Here is a 15,227-nt window from a genome sequence, read left to right on the forward strand (position 1 = left end):
CTGCGCCTCGTCGGCGTGACGGGGCGCGCAATGGGCTATTTCGCGCTCCGGGCCTTTCGTCCTCACCGGCCAGGGCGGACGCCCATCTTCAGTGGCAAATCGAATGAACAGCATCGCAACATTTAATTGGTCGATCGTGATCGACTTCGCTATCGTCAACGCCGCCCGCGTACGAACCGCCTGATGCTGTTTGCGCCCGGGGCCGGACCAACCCCATTGCCTGGATGCAGTATGTCTAAAACCACGTATTACGCGCCGCATGGCGGCCACCCGCCGCAGACCGATCTGCTGACCGATCGCGCGATGTTCACCGAGGCGTACGCGGTCATTCCGAAGGGAGTGATGCGCGACATCGTCACGAGCCACCTGCCCTTCTGGGACAACATGCGCATGTGGGTGATCGCTCGCCCGCTGTCCGGCTTTGCCGAGACCTTCTCCCAGTACATCGTCGAGCTGGCACCCAACGGCGGCAGCGACAAGCCGGAGCAGGACGTCAACGCCGAAGCCGTGCTGTTCATCGTCGAAGGCGAGCTGACCCTGACCCTGCAAGGCCAGGTTCACAACATGCAGCCGGGTGGCTACGCCTTCATCCCGCCGGGCGCCGACTACAAGGTGCGCAACACTTCCGGCCAGCACACCCGCTTCCACTGGATCCGCAAGCACTATCAGAAGGTCGACGGCGTACCGCTGCCGGACGCCTTCGTCACCAACGAGCAGGACATCCAGCCGCTGGTGATGCCGGATACCGAAGGGCGCTGGAGCACCACCCGCTTCGTCGACATGAGCGACATGCGCCATGACATGCACGTCAACATCGTCAACTTTGAGCCGGGCGGTGTGATCCCGTTTGCGGAAACGCACGTCATGGAGCACGGCCTGTACGTGCTGGAAGGCAAGGCCGTCTATCGCCTGAACCAGGACTGGGTCGAGGTGGAAGCCGGTGACTTCATGTGGCTGCGCGCCTTCTGCCCGCAGGCCTGCTATTCGGGTGGCCCGGGCCGCTTCCGCTACCTGCTGTACAAGGATGTGAACCGTCACATGAACCTGACGCTGAACCCGACGCGCTAAGCGCCGGTCAGGTCGGACAAGAAAGCCCGCCGGTGCAGACCGACGGGCTTTTTTCATGGGTGATGCCGCTGGCGTTGCGCGCAGGCATCTACTTGCGCGTCGCCACGATGAACAAGCGTGGAAACGGCAGCAGCACAGTGCCGTCGCCGAGCGTCGGATAGGCCGTGGAAACGGCGTCGCGGTAGCGCGCGAGGAAGGCGGCCTGTTCGTCTTCGTTCAGTGCCGCCAGGAACGGCCGTAGCGCGCTGCCCTTGAACCATTCGACCACCGCATCCGCGCCGCCGTGCAGGGGATGGTGATAGGTGGTGCGCCACACATCTACGCGCGCGCACAGCGGTTGCAGCATCGCGTAGTAGCGGCGTGCGTCGAATCGCTCGGTGCGCTCCACACCCTTGAGTTTGTCGGCCCACGGCCCGGTGGCGGCCACTTCGCGCATCCGCCGGTGTGCTGGCTCATCGAGGTTATCGGGCATCTGCACGGCAAGATGCCCGCCCGACGCCAGCTTGCCGACCAGCTTCGGAAACAGCGTGTCATGCGCCGGCAGCCATTGCAGCACCGCGTTGGCGAGGATCAGGTCATACGCGCCCGGCTCGTCCCACGTTGCTATGTCGACGATATCGAAGCGCACCTCGGGCAAGCGCTTGCGTGCAGCCTGGATCATGTCGGCCGAGGCGTCGATTCCGCGCACGGCTGCCGCGGGCGCATGCGCCATTAACGCATCTGTTGAGTTGCCGGGCCCGCAGCCGATGTCAATGGCGATATGGATGGGGGTGTGCGGCACGGCGGCCAGCAGGTCGCGCACCGGCCGCGTGCGCTCGTCTTCAAACTGCACGTACTGCTTGGCGTACCAATCGTGTGGGGTCGTCACGGTGTGCTCCTTGCGGTGGTCTCCGATGACGGAATTGTCGGCAGTCACGATCAATCAGTAAAATGAATTCAATTTCCGAATTGATTCATAACGCTGATGAAAATCGACACGCTTGGGGTGCAGGCCTTTGTGGCGATTGCCGAATGCGGCAGCTTTACGCAAGCCGCCGATACCCTGCACGTAACGCAGACCGCGATCACGCAGCGGCTGCGCAAGCTCGAAGCATTCCTGGGCGTCGCGCTGGTGGAGCGCACCACGCGCCGAACCGAACTCACTGAAATCGGCCAGCGCTTTTTGCCGCAGGCGCGGCGGCTGCTCAATGAGCTGTCCGATGCGTTGACGGAGATTCGCGAGACCGGCCTGAGCCAGCGCGGCGACATCACCATCGCGTGTGTGCCGACGGTGGGTGTGCAGTATCTGCCGCGGATCCTGCGCGCGTTTTCCGAGCACAGGCCGCATGATCGGGTGAAGATTCTCGATCACGCATCGGCCTCGGTGCTGCAGGCGGTGCTGCGGCGCGAGGCGGAGTTCGGCATCAGCATTGCGGGCGATCAGCATCCCGAGCTGGTGAGCGTGCCGCTGACGAGCGACCCGTATGTGCTGGTCTGCCGCGACGATCATCCGCTCGCGAAGCGGCGCCGCATTCGGTGGGACGCGCTGCATCCCCACCCGCTGATCTTTGCCGGTGAGGTAAGCGGCAACCGCAGCCTGCTCGAAGGCGCGTTGAAAAGCAGCGGCGTGACGTTGCATTCGTTCTACGAGGTGCAGCGCAGTTCAACCGCACTCGGCCTGGTGGCGGAAGGGTTGGGCGCGGCGGTCGTGCCGCGGCTGGCGATCCAGAAGAATGCGTACCCGATGATCCGCACGATCGAGCTGATCGAGCCGGCGGTCTCGCGCACGCTGGTGCTGGTGACGCGCAAGGCGGCGCAGTTGTCGCCCGCGGCGCGTGCGCTTTATGACCGGATCATCGAAGATGCAACGTCCGCGCAGTGACGGTGGTGGAGGGGCGCCGGTGTCGCGCACCGGCGCTCTCACACCACCCGTGGCCTCTCAAGCGCGCGCCCCTTCCGTGCTGCCCGGATAGCGCGTATCCCCGCGCCAGGCGAGCACGTCATGCGCGCTGGTCTGACGGTCCGCGCCTTGGCCATAGGGGTCGAAGCGGTCGTATTTCCACGACAGATAGCCGTAGGTGTCTGCCTGGCGATCGGCACCCTGCGTGTATGGGTCCGCCTTGTCGAGGGCGCCCTGCGTATAGGGGTCGAACTTCGGTTGGGCGGCCGAGGCGGGTTGTGCGAGGAACAGCGCGGCCGAAGCCGAAAGCGTGGCAAGCAGAGCCAGTGAAACGCGGCGGGTGTGCATGATGAACTCCTTGTGCGGTGAACGTGCCGTCCGGAGGCGGCATCCCATCGGATCACCGGCGGAGCGTGGCCGCCTGGATCCCACAGGTTGGTCGCGGCACACATGGAAACCTGATACTGCATCGGCGAAAAAAAACATTGCGCACCAGCCTGTACCTGCAGATACGCAGGCCAAGCGTCCGCGGATGCAGCCTTGCGCGAATGCGTGGGTACGTTGCTACGGCAATTGCATCAACCCATGCACGCCCTGCCACCCCACATACACACCCACCAGCGAGATCAGCACGCCCGAGAAATACGGTGCCTTGCGCGCAAATTCACCAAAGCCGCTCCAGCGCCTGGAGACGTGCTTCACGCTCAATGCCGCCAGCGCGCCCGACGCCACCAGCGTGAGCGCCAGCCCGATGCTGAAGCACAGCACCAGCGCGGCACCCAGCGTCACCTGCTTGAGCTGCAGGCACAGCAGCAGCACCGTGATCGACGCCGGGCACGGCACCAGCCCGCCCGTGAGCCCGAACACGATGATCTGTCCGGTGGTCACATCTCGGTTGGCGAAGCGGCGGCGGATGTCGTTGGCGTGTGCGCGTTCGTGCGCGTCCTGGTACCCCGCCGACGACACATCGAGCCCGCCGTGGTCATGCGCGTGTGCATGGTCATGTTCAGTGAACTCGACGTCGTAGTCATGCCGATGGTGGGCGTGCCCCAGTGACAGGTGCGCCACAAACGCATGGGGTTCCGGAATGGTTTGCTCCGATTCCAGAAAGCCGTCGCGCGGCACGAAGTGGAACGTCTGCCGGCTGCCGTCGGGCCGCTCGGTGACGATCCGTACCTGATCGGCCCCCCATGCATGGCCGCGCGAGCCTTCGCGTGTGAGGCGGAAGCGCGGCGGAACGCCGTCTTCGAACACCTCCAGCCGGACGATGCCGTGGCCGGTGTCGATGCGTTTCACCTCGTCGTGGCCGTGGTTGTGTTCATGGTCGTGGTGATGATCGTGATCGTGCGGCGCATGCGTGCTGCGCCATGTGCGCCACATCATCCACGCGGCCACCGCCACGATCAGGACGGCGGACGCCACCTGAAAGTACGGCTCCGTCGTCTCCGCGTTCCAGTTGCGGCCGAAATACAGGCCCGCCATCGCCACTGCCCAGACCACGGCCGTATGCGAGATCGTGGCCGACAGCCCCAGCAGCACGGCCTGCCCCAGCGTGCCCCGGATCGCCACGATGAACGCAGCCATCATCGTTTTCGAGTGCCCTGGTTCCAGGCCGTGCAGCGCGCCCAGCAGGATTGCGCTGGGAACGAACAGCCAGGCGTTGCCTTGCTGCAGGAGCGTCGTGAATGCGGTCATCGAGTGCGGGTGAAGGCGGTGATTCGTGGTCGGTGCAGTATACTCCCCCCTAGTATCGTCATGCTACCCTCCGGCGATCCTTGAATCACTCCCACACCACCGATCCATGGCCCATACCATCCGCGACAAAGCCAAGCTGCTGGCGCGCGTGCGGCGCATCCAGGGGCAGGCGACTGCGCTGGAAAAGCAACTCGCCGACGAGGGGGATTGCACGGCCATCCTGCAGCAGATCGCGGCGATTCGCGGCGCGGTCAACGGCCTCATGGCTGCCGTCATCGAAGGCCACCTGACCGACCACGTGGTGAAGGAACCTGCCGAGGCGCAGCGTCAAGAAGACCTCGACGCGGTGATGCAGGTGATCAAGTCGTATCTGAAGTAGCCGCGCGCGGCAGATCGATTTCAGACCAACGGCAAGCGCACCGTCACGCGCAGCCCGCTTGGCTCACCACCGGCATCGCCCAGCTCGACTTCTCCCCCCAGCCGCCTCACCACGGTACTCACGATCGACAGCCCCAGCCCAGAGCCCGTCGCGTCATTGCCGAGCACGCGATAGAACGGGTCGAACACGCGGGCGCGTTCATCGGCGGGGATACCGGGGCCGGTGTCCTGCACGGCGATCGACACCATGCGCGCCTCTGCCGTGACCGAGAGGTCGATGCGCCCGCCTTCGGGCGTGTAGCGGATCGCGTTGTCCACCAGGTTGCGTACTACGACGAAGAGGTCGAGTTCGGCAGCATGCACGCGCGCATCGGTTTCGGTGGTGACGCCCACGTCGAGGCGCCGCGCGTCGGCCAGCGGCATGAGATCTTCGAGCACGCTGCGGAACACGCGCTGGACCGAGACGGTGCCCGCCGGCACGCCGGTGGCCTCCTGCGCGCGGGCCAAGGCGAGCAGTTGGTCGAGCAGCCCGCGGCTGCGCTCGATGCCTTGGCGCAGCGTGGCGAGCCGTTCGCGGGCATCGGGCGACATCGCCGCCTGCCCGAGGCGCTCGGCCTGTAGCGACAGGGCGGAGAGCGGCGTACGCAGCTCGTGCGCGGCATCGGCGACAAAGCGATGCTGCGCGTCCATCGATTGCTGCACGCGTGCCAGCAACCGGTTGATGGCCACCACGAACGGGTGCACTTCGTCGGGCACGGCCTCTGGCGTGATGGCGTGCAGTTGGCGCTCGTCGCGCTGGTCCACCTCGTGCGCGAGCCGCTTGATGGGCGCGAACATCTTGCGCAGCACGTGCGCCAGCGCCAGGAGCAGGATCGGCACGAGCACGGCAAACGGCAGCAGCGTACGGATGGCGCTGTCGCGGGCGGTTTCGTTGCGCACGGCGGTCTCCTGCGCCACGGCAATGCGCTGGCCGTTGGCAAGCGTGCGCACCCACACGCGGTAGTCCCGCTTGCCGGCGCGCGCGGTCTGCATGCCGTCGACCAGCGTGGGCGCAAGCGCCAGCGGCGGCGCCGATGTTCCCGGCGCGACGGCACCGTCCGGGCCGGGCAGCACCTGCACGATCACGCGGGCCTCCTTGTCCGACACCTTGGGCGCATCGGCCGGATTGCCCGGCGACGGCAGATGCGCGGGGTCGAACATCGCGCCCACCTGGCGCAGCACGTCGTCCTGCAGTGCGTAGGCCTCGCGGAACGCTGCAACAAACGCCCAGGCGCCGCCCACCACCGCCACTGTCACGATGATCGCCGACAGCCACACCGAGAGGCGCCGCTGGACGGACGCCGTTGCAGGCGCGGTCATTGGCCCTTCGGCACCATCCATCCGACCCCCCTGACGTTCTTGATGGCTTCCCCGCCAAGCTTCTTGCGCAGCGCGTGGATGAGAAACTCGACCGCGTTGCTCGCCACCTCGTGGCCCCAGCCGTAGATGCGCTCTTCCAGCTCCGTGCGCGAGAGGATGGCGCCCGGGCGCAGCATGAGCGCCTGCAGCAGCGCGAACTCGCGTGCCGACAGGCGCACCGGTTCGCCATCGCCCATGCGGGCCTCGTGCGCGGCGGGGTCCAGCGTGAGCATGCCGTTGGTCAGCACCGGGCTTGCCGCCCCACCCTGGCGGCGCAGGACGGCACGCATGCGGGCGAGCAGCTCGGCCATCTCGAAGGGTTTGAGGATGTAGTCGTCGGCGCCGCCATCGAGGCCGCGCACGCGTTCGTCCAGCGCATCACGCGCGGTCAGGATCAGCACGGGCACCGGGTTGTCGCGGGCGCGCAGGCTGCCGAGCACCGCATGGCCGTCCTTGCCGGGCAGACCGAGGTCGAGCAGCAGCACGTCGTAGTGCTGATGCGCAGCCACGTCCAGCGCGGTCTGGCCGTTGCGTACCCAGTCCACCGCATAGGCGGCGTCCTGCAGTGCGGCTTGCACGGCCGCACCGATCATCAGGTCGTCTTCAACGAGGAGGACTCGCATCCGGGGTCAGGTCGGTGGGGTTGATGGCAGGAGATGGCATGCAGCACGAAAGACCGGCATGAGAGGCCGCTCAGATCATACGCTGCGGCATCCGCCCGATCGCCCCGGCGATGTGCACTCAGGCAGGCAGGGCGATTCCGCGCCAGTCTGCTGCGGCAGACTTAGGCGACCCATAGCCAGCCGCAGCAGCGCGTGTGCCAGCGCGGCCCGCCAAAGCCCGGCACAATGCCCACACCCTCGCCTCACGACACATCACCATGACGCTCCCGTCGCTCAACGATTTCCCGCTGCAGTCCACCGACAAGCTCCGCTACGGCGACACCGACCGCCAGGGCCACATCAACAACGCCGTCTTCGCCACGTACCTGGAAACGGGCCGTGTCGAGATGCTCTTCACGCCCGACAATCCGCTGGCCGCGCCCGGCTGCGAGTTCGTCATCGCGCAGCTCGTGCTCGATTTCCGCAACGAAATCCTGTGGCCCGGTTCAGTGCAGATCGGCACGCGCGTGGCCAATGTCGGGCGCAGTTCGGTCAAGCTGGAACAGGCCATCTTCCAGAACGGCCGCTGCGCCGCGACCTCGCAGTCGGTGATCGTGCAGATCGACGTCGCCACGCGCCAGTCGGCCGCGATTACCGACAGCGCACGCCAGCGACTTGCGGCCCTCACGGTCACCCCCGCCGGCGCCGAAGCCGAGTGACCCACAGCGTACGCAAACGAGCGTCGACGAAAAATTTTTAACTTTGCTTGCACTTCCACCACTTGCCGGGGGGAAGATGGCTCTCCCGTTCAACCTGGTGGAGATGACCATGGGACTGTTGGATGAAGTGGGCAAGATCGCCGGCGCCGTCGCCGCTGTGGAAGCCGCCGAGAAGGTCGATCCGGATGCCGGCCTGCTGACCAAGGCCGTTGCCGCCGTCGCCGGCTTCAAGGGCGCGGGCGCACTGGAAGAGATGGTGGAAAAGAAGAAGGACGAAGCCAAGGCCGAAGGCGCCGAGGCTGCCCCGGAAGATGGGGCTGCGCCGCAGGCTTGATGCGCTTGCAGGCTCGAAAGGATTTGGGGGACCCCGCCGGTTGGCGGGGTTTTTGTTTTTGGGACCGCGCCGTTACTAAGCCGCGCGCCTACGCTCCGGCGCACGCTGCCGCACCGAAAATCCTTCCCGCACACACGCCGCCAAAGCCTGCGCCGCCGCACTCGCTCCTTGCGCGGGCAGCAGCAGGCTGATCGCAAACATCGGCAATTCCGGCAAGCCAGCTTCCGGCCCGAGAATGTCCAGATCCGCCGGCACCGTCGGCGTGAGCCATGCCGTGACGGCCAAGCCTGTGCGCACTGTGGCGGTGGTCGCTTCGATGTTGCCGCTCTCGAACACCGTGCGCCATTCGATGCCGTGTTCGCCCAGCGCCTTGAGCACGCGGGCACGGAAGGCGCAGCTCTCGTCCACCATCGACAGCGGCAGTGGGCGCTTCGCATGCACGTTGCCGCCACGCGCGCCCACCCACACCAGCCGTTCCACGCACAGGCATTCGCCGCTGGCTTCGTCCACCGGGGCTTCGACCACGGCGACGTCGAGTTCGCCGCGCGCAATGCCCTCCGCCAACTCGGGCGACGTGCCGCAAACAATGCTCAGCTCCACCGACGGCCACGCCTCGGTAAAGGCTTTGAAGATGGGCGGGAAGACGGTGCCGACCAGGTCATACGGCACGCCCAGGCGTACCGCGCCCTGCAGCGGGCGCGCGGCCATGTCGGCCCAGATTTCGTCGTTGAGGGCGAGCAGGCGTTTGGCGCGGCCGAGAAAGCGTTCACCCGCGTGGGTGAGTTCGAGCCGGCGGCCGTCGCGCTCGAAGAGGCGGCATTCGAAGGCATCTTCGAGCCGCTTGATCTGCTGGCTGATGGCGCCCTGCGTGAGGTGCAGCGCATTGGCCGCGACCGTCATGCTGGCGTTTTCCGCCACGGCAACGAAGGTGCGGACGAGCGTGATATCGAGGTTCTTGGCCATCGAAGCATTCTAGGTGCTAATGCATCGGTGAAAAAACCGCACCGTTGCTAATGGATTGCGGCCCGCAGCATGCCATCGAGCGATGCCTCTAATGCGGGGTAACCCCCACCGTTTCAAACAGCCCATGGCGCCTAGCATGTGAGGTCGCGTCTAATACAAGACCGCACCGGAGACACCCATGGCCACCGAATCGCTCGCCCAAGCCCTCACCTTCGACTACGTCATCGTGGGCGCCGGCTCGGCCGGTTGCGCGCTCGCCAGTCGACTGACCGAAGACCCGAATGTGACGGTCGCGCTGCTCGAGGCGGGGCCGCATGACCATCACCTCTCGGTGTGGGTGCCGGCGGGGTGTGCGGCGTCGCTGCCGTTCAAGAACAAGCGCAACTACGGATTCGAGACGGTGCCGCAGCCCGGCCTTGGCGGTCGGCAGGGCTATCAGCCGCGGGGGCGTGGGCTGGGCGGCAGCTCGTCGCTCAACGCGATGATTTACATTCGCGGCACGCCCAGCGATTACAACCACTGGGCCGCGCTTGGCTGCACCGGTTGGAGCTGGAACGACGTGCTGCCCTACTTCAAGCGCTCCGAGGGCAACGCGCGCTTTGCCGGCCGCGATGATGATGCGCTGCACGGCGGCACCGGTCCGCTGCATGTGAGCGACCTGCGCACCGGCAACCCGATCCCGAAACGCTTTGTCGAGGCGGCCGCTGCAGCCGGCTACCGCCGCAATGACGACTTCAACGGCTTGGAGCAGGAGGGCGTGGGGCTCTACCAGGTCACGCAACACAACGGCGAACGCTGGAACGCCGCGCGCGCCTATCTGCATGGTGGTGACAAGAGCGATGCCACCCTCAGCCGCAACCGCCGCCAGTTGACGGTACTGCCCGAGACGCAGGCCCTGCGCATCGTCTTCGAAGGCAAGCGTGCGACGGGCGTGGTGGTCGAGCGCGCCGGCCGCACCGAGACGCTGCATGCGCGCCGCGAGGTGATCGTGTCGTCCGGCGCCTTCGGCTCGCCGCAGCTGCTGATGGCCTCGGGCGTGGGCCCGGCCGAGCATCTGCGCGCGCTCGGCATCCCGGTCGTGCAGGACGTGCCGGGCGTCGGCCAGAACCTGCAGGACCACCTCGACATCATCCTGCACAAGAAGGTTTTCAACCTCGACCTGATCGGCTATTCGCTGCGCGGCAGCGCGCACATGCTGGGCGAGATCCTGCGCTACCGGCGCGAGCGGCGCGGCATGCTGGCGACCAACTTTGCCGAGGCCGGCGGCTTCATCAAGAGCCGCTCCGACCTGGCCGAGCCCGATCTGCAGCTGCACTTCGTGGTCGCCATGGCCGACAACCACAACCGCACGTTCAACTACGGGCACGGGTATTCATGCCACGTGTGCGTGCTGCGTCCGAAGAGCCGCGGTGAGGTGCGCCTGGCCTCCGCCGACACGCGCGAGGCACCGCTGATCGATCCGAAGTTCCTGTCCGACCCGGACGACATGAACGGCATGCTCGCGGGTTTCCGTGCGGTGAAGACGATCTTCGCGCAGCGGCCACTGGCCGACCTGGGCGGACGCGAGCTGTACTCGGGAAATATTCGCGGCGACGGCTCGGACGACGAAGCCGTGCGCGCACTGATCCGCCAGCACGCAGACACCATCTACCACCCCGTCGGCACCTGCAAGATGGGCAGCGCGGATGATGCGATGGCGGTGGTCGATTCGGAACTGCGCGTGCGCGGCGTCGAGGGCTTGCGCGTGATCGACGGCTCAGTCATGCCGACGCTGATCGGCGGCAACACCAACGCCCCGATCATCATGATTGCCGAGCGTGCGGCAGACCTCATCCGCCAGGGCGGGCGCCCGGCGCTGAATGTGGTGGCAGGCACCTCGTCACGGGCAGCACCGGCCGAAGTGCACTGAGGCGATGGGGCGGCGCTAGTCAGCCACCTTGTCGGTGGGGAACTTGAACGAGTCGCGCAGCAGGAAGCTCATCGGGATGTCGAGCTTCACGCCGTTGGGCGGAATGGGCTGCAGGAACCACTTCCTGTAGAGCTTCTCGGCGTCACCATCGAGGATCGTGCGCGCCATCGCCAGGTCGATCACCTTCTTGAACTCGGCGTCGTCCTTGCCGAGCATGATCGCGTACGGCGCCACCGCCAGATTGCTGCCGACCACTGCATAGTCCGCCGGGTTGGGTGAGGTGGCCCGGAAACCGTAAAGCAGCACGTCGTCCATCGCAAAGGCGTCGGCCTTGCCTGCCGCTACCATGCCGAAGGCTTCGGCGTGGTCCTTGGCCTCGATCACGTTGATCTTCAGCACGCGCGCATCCGCCATCGCGCGGATCTGCCCGCCGTTGGTGCTGCCACGCGTGGACACCACCGTCTTGTTGTTGAGATCTTCCCAGCGCTGGATGCCCGAGTTCGTCTTCACCAGCATGCGGCTGCTGGCGATGTAATGCGGGATCGTGAACGCGACCTTCTCGCGCCGCTCGCGTGTGTTGTTGGTGGACCCACATTCCACATCCGCGCGGCCCTCGGTGATGGCGGCGATGCGCGTGGCGGGCGTCACGGCCACGTACTGCACTTTCATGTCGGGCCGCTTGGTCGCCACCTTGATCGCGTCGACCAGATGCGCGCACAGGTCGATCGAATACCCCACCGGCTTGCCGCCATCGACGTAGGAAAACGGCACGGAGGTTTCGCGGTAGGCCAGCCGGACGGTGCCGGTGTCGCGGATGCGGTCGAGCACCGGTGTGGGCGATGCGGCCAGCGCCTGTGCTGCGCACAACGCGAGGCCAGCCGTGAGCATGGCGCGGGTCAGATGCGGCATGGTGAAGTCCCCTCTTTTCTGCTTGTTCTTGTCGTGCCGGACGCAGGCGCTCCGGCTGGCGCACGCTACGCCAGGCGCGCTTTCACCGGGCTTTCGAGCGATCCGTGATTTTCTTACACGGGCCAGGCGCGCTGCAACACCGCCCCGAGTTCCTGCGCATGGCCGTCGAGCGTGCCGAACACGCGGCCATGCTGATGGTGGAAGCGGCTGGCGATGAAGCGCTCGGCGTCGTCGGGGTGGGCGTGGGCCAGCATCAGCGCGGCCTGCGCGGTGAGCGTCAGCCCCTGCGCTATGCGGCGCGCGGAGGTCTCCTGGATGTCGCCCGGCTGGTGCAGCATCGCCTGCAGCGCGGCCAGTTCCGCGCGCACGGTGCGGTGGCCCCGCGCACGCTCGCCGATGTCGTGCAGCAGGCGCAGCGCGTCGTCGGGCGTGCGGCCGATGGCGCGCAGCACGTCCAGGCACATCACGTTGCCCGAGCCTTCCCAGATGGAGTTGACGGGCGCCTCGCGGTACAGGCGCGCCATCGGGCCTTCTTCCACGTAGCCGTTGCCGCCCCAGACTTCCATTGCCTCGCCGGTGGCTTCGATGGTGCGCTTGCAGACCCAGAACTTGGCCGCCGGCGTGACGATGCGCTTCCAGGCGGCGGTCAGCGGGTCAGCATCGGCCCGCTCGAAGGCGCTGCCCAATTCCATCATCAGCAGGGTCGTGGCTTGCGATTCGAGTGCGAGGTCGGCCAGCACGTTGCGCATCAGCGGTTGATCGACCAGCAGGCGGCCGAACGCCATGCGATGGCGCGCGTGGTGCAGCGCCTGCATCAGCGCATGCCGCAGGATGGCCGCGCTCCCGATCACGCAATCAAGCCGTGTGTGCGTGGCCATCTCGATGATGGTCGGAATGCCGCGCCCTTCCTCGCCGATGAGGATGCCCTCCGCGCCGCGGAACTCCACCTCGCTGCTGGCGTTGGAGCGGTTGCCGAGCTTGTCCTTCAGGCGCTGGATCTGGATGGGGTTCTTGCTGCCATCGTCGCGAAAGCGCGGTACGAAAAAGCACGACAGCGGCCCGTCCTCCGCGCCCATGCGAGCGACCACCAAATGCGCGTCGCACATCGGCGCCGAGAAGAACCACTTGTGTCCGGTGATGGCGTACGTGGCGCCGCGTCCCTCGCCGCGCAGGGGCATCGCTACCGTGGTGTTGCTGCGTACGTCCGACCCACCCTGCTTCTCGGTCATGCCCATGCCGATCAGGATGGCGGTTTTCTGGCGCCACGGCAGGTCACGCGCATCGTCTTCGCGGGCATACAGACGGGGCCCGAGGTCGGCAAACAACGTGGTCTCTTTCTGCAGCACGGGGATGCTGGCGAAGGTCATCGTCGCCGGGCACAGCGTGCCGGATTCGATCTGCGCCTGCATGAAATAACCGGCGGTGCGCGCGGCCCAGGCGCCGGGGCGTGGTTCGGCAATTGGCAGCGCCTGCAGGCACTGGCTGCGCATCAGGCCGAGCAGCGCGTGCCACGCGGGGTCGAAGCGGATGGCGTCGATGCGCTCGCCGGTGCGGCTGTGGGTGTGGAGTTCGGGGGGGTACTGGTTGGCCTCTGCAGCCCACCGCAGGGTTTGGGGTGCACCGAGCTGGTCACCGAAGGCACGCAACGCATCGGTATGCCAGCCGCCGCCCTGGCGTTCGAGGGCGCTTTGTAGCGTCGTGTCGGACGTGAAGGGATTGAAGCCGGTCAGGTCCGGAACCTGATTGAAGACGCGGTGCGTGGCCTCGGTGGGCATTGGGGGTCTCCTGGCGTGTCACGTTTCTTGTGAGCCCATGGTAGACCACCGATGGTTTGCGCGGCTGGAGGCGAGTTTCTATACGGTGCTCGCGGTTTCCGCGTGAGGTGCAACCGTCACCAGCGTCGGCTTCTCCCCCGTCAGCAAGTAATGCATCAACTCCCGCACCGGCCGGATCGCCTCCCCGAACGGCAGCTTGCCCGCGCCACGGAAAAACAACCCGCGCTCCACATCTCCCCGCAGCGCCTGCGCCAGCTTCAGGTCGATGCAGAACTGCCCCACCTTCCCAATCCCATCCCGTAGCCCGCACGTCTGCAGGCAATCGAACCCCTGAAGGCAATCGCGTACCTTGGCCTTGGCCTGCAGCGCGCTTTCGCGTGAAAGGTAACGCGACAACCAAGGCGTCATCACCGCCCGAGCCGGCAACCCCGCCACGCTGACGAACTCGCCGATATCGTCCTGCTCCGCGCCGGTCAGCACGCGCTTGAAGCGCTCGTGCGCATCGCCCTCTTCCGTCACCGCAAACGCCGTGCCGAGCTGCACCGCCGCTGCGCCCTGGTCGAGCCAATGTTTTACCTTGGCATGCGAATCAATGCCACCCGCCAGGATGATCGGAATCTGCTCCGCAGCCAGCCCCAGCTTGACGAACAACTCCCGGCATTCGTCCAGCACGCGCGCAAACGAGAATCGCTCGTCGCGCAAGTCTTCGATGCGTGCTGCACCGAGATGCCCGCCCGCGTGCGACGGGTGCTCAATCACCACCGCATCCGGCAAGCGCGCCTTCTTCATCCACCGCTTGAGCACCACCCCCACACCGCGTGAGTCAGAAAGAATCGGGATCAGCGCCACCTTCGGATGCGCCGCCGTCATCTCCGGCAGATCGAGCGGCAGCCCCGCACCCATGACGATGGCATCGGCGCCGCTCTCGCACGCCTGCCGTACCAGCGCCGGATGCGATTCCACCGCCTTCATCACATTCACGGCGATCAGGCCGTTGCCCTGGCTGCTTTCCCGCGCGGCGCGGATCTCGCGGTCCAGCGCGACGAGGTTGGCGGCGTTGATGGCGGCCTTGTCATGCGATTTCTCGGTGGCCGCCACGAGGTCAGCATGGTGGTGCCGCAAGTCGATGCTGGCGATGGTGCCCACGCCGCCTTCGCGCGCCACGGCACCGGCCAGCCGGTGCGCCGAAATACCCACGCCCATCCCGCCCTGCACGATGGGCACGAGGCTACGCCCCGCGAGTGTGAACCGACGCTCCAGCATGACAACTCCCCGCGGTATTTGCCGCAATGCAATAGAAAATGGGGAGGAGCGTCGCATAGGTGAAACGCGGCCACGTTGCGCCAGATCAAGGGCGGCCGTGTCCGTGCGCCCCGATGCACATTGCGCGGGGGTTTGGACTGAAATGACCATCGAACCGTCACCCGAGGGGAATTCTTACTGGCAACGCTGGCAGCCCTGTGCTTAAATTCAGCCTCGTTGGATGAAACAGGGGTGCCGTACGGATGGGCCGTGCGGCTGAGAGAGTCCCTTCGCACCCGATCCGGTTCGTACCGGCGTGGGAAGTTTCAGAACACCGCGTAGTCTCTGGCAGCCAC

Annotated in this window: 15 protein-coding genes and 1 riboswitch; of the genes, 6 read left to right on the top strand and 9 right to left on the bottom strand. The window is 66.4% G+C overall.

Annotation, left to right across the window (positions count from 1 at the left end; genetic code table 11):
* Nucleotides 1-231 precede the first annotated feature (231 nt).
* Nucleotides 232-1,068 (top strand): bifunctional allantoicase/(S)-ureidoglycine aminohydrolase, encoded by an 837-nt coding sequence (locus tag NG900_RS22190; RefSeq protein WP_252683783.1) that lies wholly within the window; start codon nucleotides 232-234, stop codon nucleotides 1,066-1,068.
* 88 nt (nucleotides 1,069-1,156) lie between these two features.
* Here NG900_RS22190 and tam read toward each other — a convergent pair whose 3' ends face one another.
* Nucleotides 1,157-1,936: a trans-aconitate 2-methyltransferase gene (gene tam / locus NG900_RS22195; protein ID WP_252683785.1), complete on the bottom strand. Its 780-nt coding sequence runs from the start codon at nucleotides 1,934-1,936 to the stop codon at nucleotides 1,157-1,159.
* Nucleotides 1,937-2,032: 96 nt separating this feature from the next.
* Between tam and NG900_RS22200 the strand changes: the two genes are divergently transcribed.
* A complete protein-coding gene (locus tag NG900_RS22200; RefSeq protein ID WP_252683787.1) occupies nucleotides 2,033-2,929 on the top strand; it encodes a LysR family transcriptional regulator in 897 nt (298 codons plus the stop codon).
* Between the two features lie 57 nt (nucleotides 2,930-2,986).
* Here NG900_RS22200 and NG900_RS22205 read toward each other — a convergent pair whose 3' ends face one another.
* Nucleotides 2,987-3,295, bottom strand: coding sequence for a hypothetical protein (locus NG900_RS22205; RefSeq protein WP_252683789.1), 309 nt, complete (start codon nucleotides 3,293-3,295; stop codon nucleotides 2,987-2,989).
* Between the two features lie 216 nt (nucleotides 3,296-3,511).
* Nucleotides 3,512-4,642 (bottom strand): nickel/cobalt efflux protein RcnA, encoded by a 1,131-nt coding sequence (locus NG900_RS22210; protein ID WP_252683791.1) that lies wholly within the window; start codon nucleotides 4,640-4,642, stop codon nucleotides 3,512-3,514.
* Nucleotides 4,643-4,748: 106 nt separating this feature from the next.
* On the opposite strand from NG900_RS22210, the gene NG900_RS22215 reads away from it, so the two are divergent.
* Nucleotides 4,749-5,021 (top strand): metal/formaldehyde-sensitive transcriptional repressor, encoded by a 273-nt coding sequence (locus tag NG900_RS22215; protein ID WP_252683793.1) that lies wholly within the window; start codon nucleotides 4,749-4,751, stop codon nucleotides 5,019-5,021.
* 20 nt (nucleotides 5,022-5,041) lie between these two features.
* Here NG900_RS22215 and NG900_RS22220 read toward each other — a convergent pair whose 3' ends face one another.
* Nucleotides 5,042-6,400, bottom strand: coding sequence for an ATP-binding protein (locus NG900_RS22220; protein WP_252683795.1), 1,359 nt, complete (start codon nucleotides 6,398-6,400; stop codon nucleotides 5,042-5,044).
* Nucleotides 6,376-7,041: a response regulator transcription factor gene (locus NG900_RS22225; RefSeq protein ID WP_252683797.1), complete on the bottom strand. Its 666-nt coding sequence runs from the start codon at nucleotides 7,039-7,041 to the stop codon at nucleotides 6,376-6,378. The genes NG900_RS22220 and NG900_RS22225 overlap by 25 nt, the downstream gene beginning before the upstream one ends.
* A 257-nt stretch (nucleotides 7,042-7,298) precedes the next feature.
* Here NG900_RS22225 and NG900_RS22230 point away from each other — a divergent pair, with 257 nt between their 5' ends.
* Both NG900_RS22230 and NG900_RS22235 read left to right on the top strand, forming a co-directional pair.
* Nucleotides 7,299-7,739, top strand: coding sequence for an acyl-CoA thioesterase (locus NG900_RS22230; protein ID WP_252683799.1), 441 nt, complete (start codon nucleotides 7,299-7,301; stop codon nucleotides 7,737-7,739).
* A gap of 109 nt (nucleotides 7,740-7,848) precedes the next feature.
* A complete protein-coding gene (locus tag NG900_RS22235; RefSeq protein ID WP_252683800.1) occupies nucleotides 7,849-8,073 on the top strand; it encodes a hypothetical protein in 225 nt (74 codons plus the stop codon).
* Nucleotides 8,074-8,148: 75 nt separating this feature from the next.
* Here NG900_RS22235 and NG900_RS22240 read toward each other — a convergent pair whose 3' ends face one another.
* On the bottom strand, nucleotides 8,149-9,036 hold the full coding sequence (locus NG900_RS22240; protein ID WP_252683802.1) for a LysR substrate-binding domain-containing protein: 888 nt from the start codon (nucleotides 9,034-9,036) through the stop codon (nucleotides 8,149-8,151).
* A gap of 178 nt (nucleotides 9,037-9,214) precedes the next feature.
* Here NG900_RS22240 and NG900_RS22245 point away from each other — a divergent pair, with 178 nt between their 5' ends.
* Entirely contained in the window at nucleotides 9,215-10,945 is a 1,731-nt protein-coding gene (locus NG900_RS22245) for a GMC family oxidoreductase (protein WP_252683804.1), read from the top strand.
* Between the two features lie 15 nt (nucleotides 10,946-10,960).
* On the opposite strand, the gene NG900_RS22250 is transcribed toward NG900_RS22245, so the two are convergent.
* From NG900_RS22250 to NG900_RS22260, 3 genes are all read right to left on the bottom strand, one after another.
* Complete coding sequence (locus NG900_RS22250; RefSeq protein ID WP_252683807.1) at nucleotides 10,961-11,854, bottom strand: amino acid ABC transporter substrate-binding protein; 894 nt, start codon at nucleotides 11,852-11,854, stop codon at nucleotides 10,961-10,963.
* Between the two features lie 113 nt (nucleotides 11,855-11,967).
* Nucleotides 11,968-13,629, bottom strand: a complete 1,662-nt coding sequence (locus tag NG900_RS22255; protein ID WP_252683808.1) for an acyl-CoA dehydrogenase family protein — start codon at nucleotides 13,627-13,629, stop codon at nucleotides 11,968-11,970.
* A 78-nt stretch (nucleotides 13,630-13,707) separates the two neighbouring features.
* Nucleotides 13,708-14,892, bottom strand: a complete 1,185-nt coding sequence (locus NG900_RS22260; protein WP_252683810.1) for an NAD(P)H-dependent flavin oxidoreductase — start codon at nucleotides 14,890-14,892, stop codon at nucleotides 13,708-13,710.
* 217 nt (nucleotides 14,893-15,109) lie between these two features.
* A riboswitch (TPP riboswitch) is annotated at nucleotides 15,110-15,211 on the top strand.
* Nucleotides 15,212-15,227: the final 16 nt, after the last annotated feature.

The organism is Ralstonia soli (assembly GCF_023955655.1).
GTDB lineage: Bacteria > Pseudomonadota > Gammaproteobacteria > Burkholderiales > Burkholderiaceae > Ralstonia > Ralstonia soli.

What these genes read in the sequence shown, in the direction of transcription:
- NG900_RS22190 (WP_252683783.1), top strand. Translation starts at nt 232, where the DNA reads ATGTCTAAAACCACGTATTACGCGCCGCATGGCGGCCACCCGCCGCAG.
- NG900_RS22200 (WP_252683787.1), top strand. Translation starts at nt 2,033, where the DNA reads ATGAAAATCGACACGCTTGGGGTGCAGGCCTTTGTGGCGATTGCCGAA.
- NG900_RS22205 (WP_252683789.1), bottom strand. Translation starts at nt 3,295, where the DNA reads ATGCACACCCGCCGCGTTTCACTGGCTCTGCTTGCCACGCTTTCGGCT.
- NG900_RS22210 (WP_252683791.1), bottom strand. Translation starts at nt 4,642, where the DNA reads ATGACCGCATTCACGACGCTCCTGCAGCAAGGCAACGCCTGGCTGTTC.
- NG900_RS22215 (WP_252683793.1), top strand. Translation starts at nt 4,749, where the DNA reads ATGGCCCATACCATCCGCGACAAAGCCAAGCTGCTGGCGCGCGTGCGG.
- NG900_RS22220 (WP_252683795.1), bottom strand. Translation starts at nt 6,400, where the DNA reads ATGGATGGTGCCGAAGGGCCAATGACCGCGCCTGCAACGGCGTCCGTC.
- NG900_RS22225 (WP_252683797.1), bottom strand. Translation starts at nt 7,041, where the DNA reads ATGCGAGTCCTCCTCGTTGAAGACGACCTGATGATCGGTGCGGCCGTG.
- NG900_RS22230 (WP_252683799.1), top strand. Translation starts at nt 7,299, where the DNA reads ATGACGCTCCCGTCGCTCAACGATTTCCCGCTGCAGTCCACCGACAAG.
- NG900_RS22235 (WP_252683800.1), top strand. Translation starts at nt 7,849, where the DNA reads ATGGGACTGTTGGATGAAGTGGGCAAGATCGCCGGCGCCGTCGCCGCT.
- NG900_RS22240 (WP_252683802.1), bottom strand. Translation starts at nt 9,036, where the DNA reads ATGGCCAAGAACCTCGATATCACGCTCGTCCGCACCTTCGTTGCCGTG.
- NG900_RS22245 (WP_252683804.1), top strand. Translation starts at nt 9,215, where the DNA reads ATGGCCACCGAATCGCTCGCCCAAGCCCTCACCTTCGACTACGTCATC.
- NG900_RS22250 (WP_252683807.1), bottom strand. Translation starts at nt 11,854, where the DNA reads ATGCCGCATCTGACCCGCGCCATGCTCACGGCTGGCCTCGCGTTGTGC.
- NG900_RS22255 (WP_252683808.1), bottom strand. Translation starts at nt 13,629, where the DNA reads ATGCCCACCGAGGCCACGCACCGCGTCTTCAATCAGGTTCCGGACCTG.
- NG900_RS22260 (WP_252683810.1), bottom strand. Translation starts at nt 14,892, where the DNA reads ATGCTGGAGCGTCGGTTCACACTCGCGGGGCGTAGCCTCGTGCCCATC.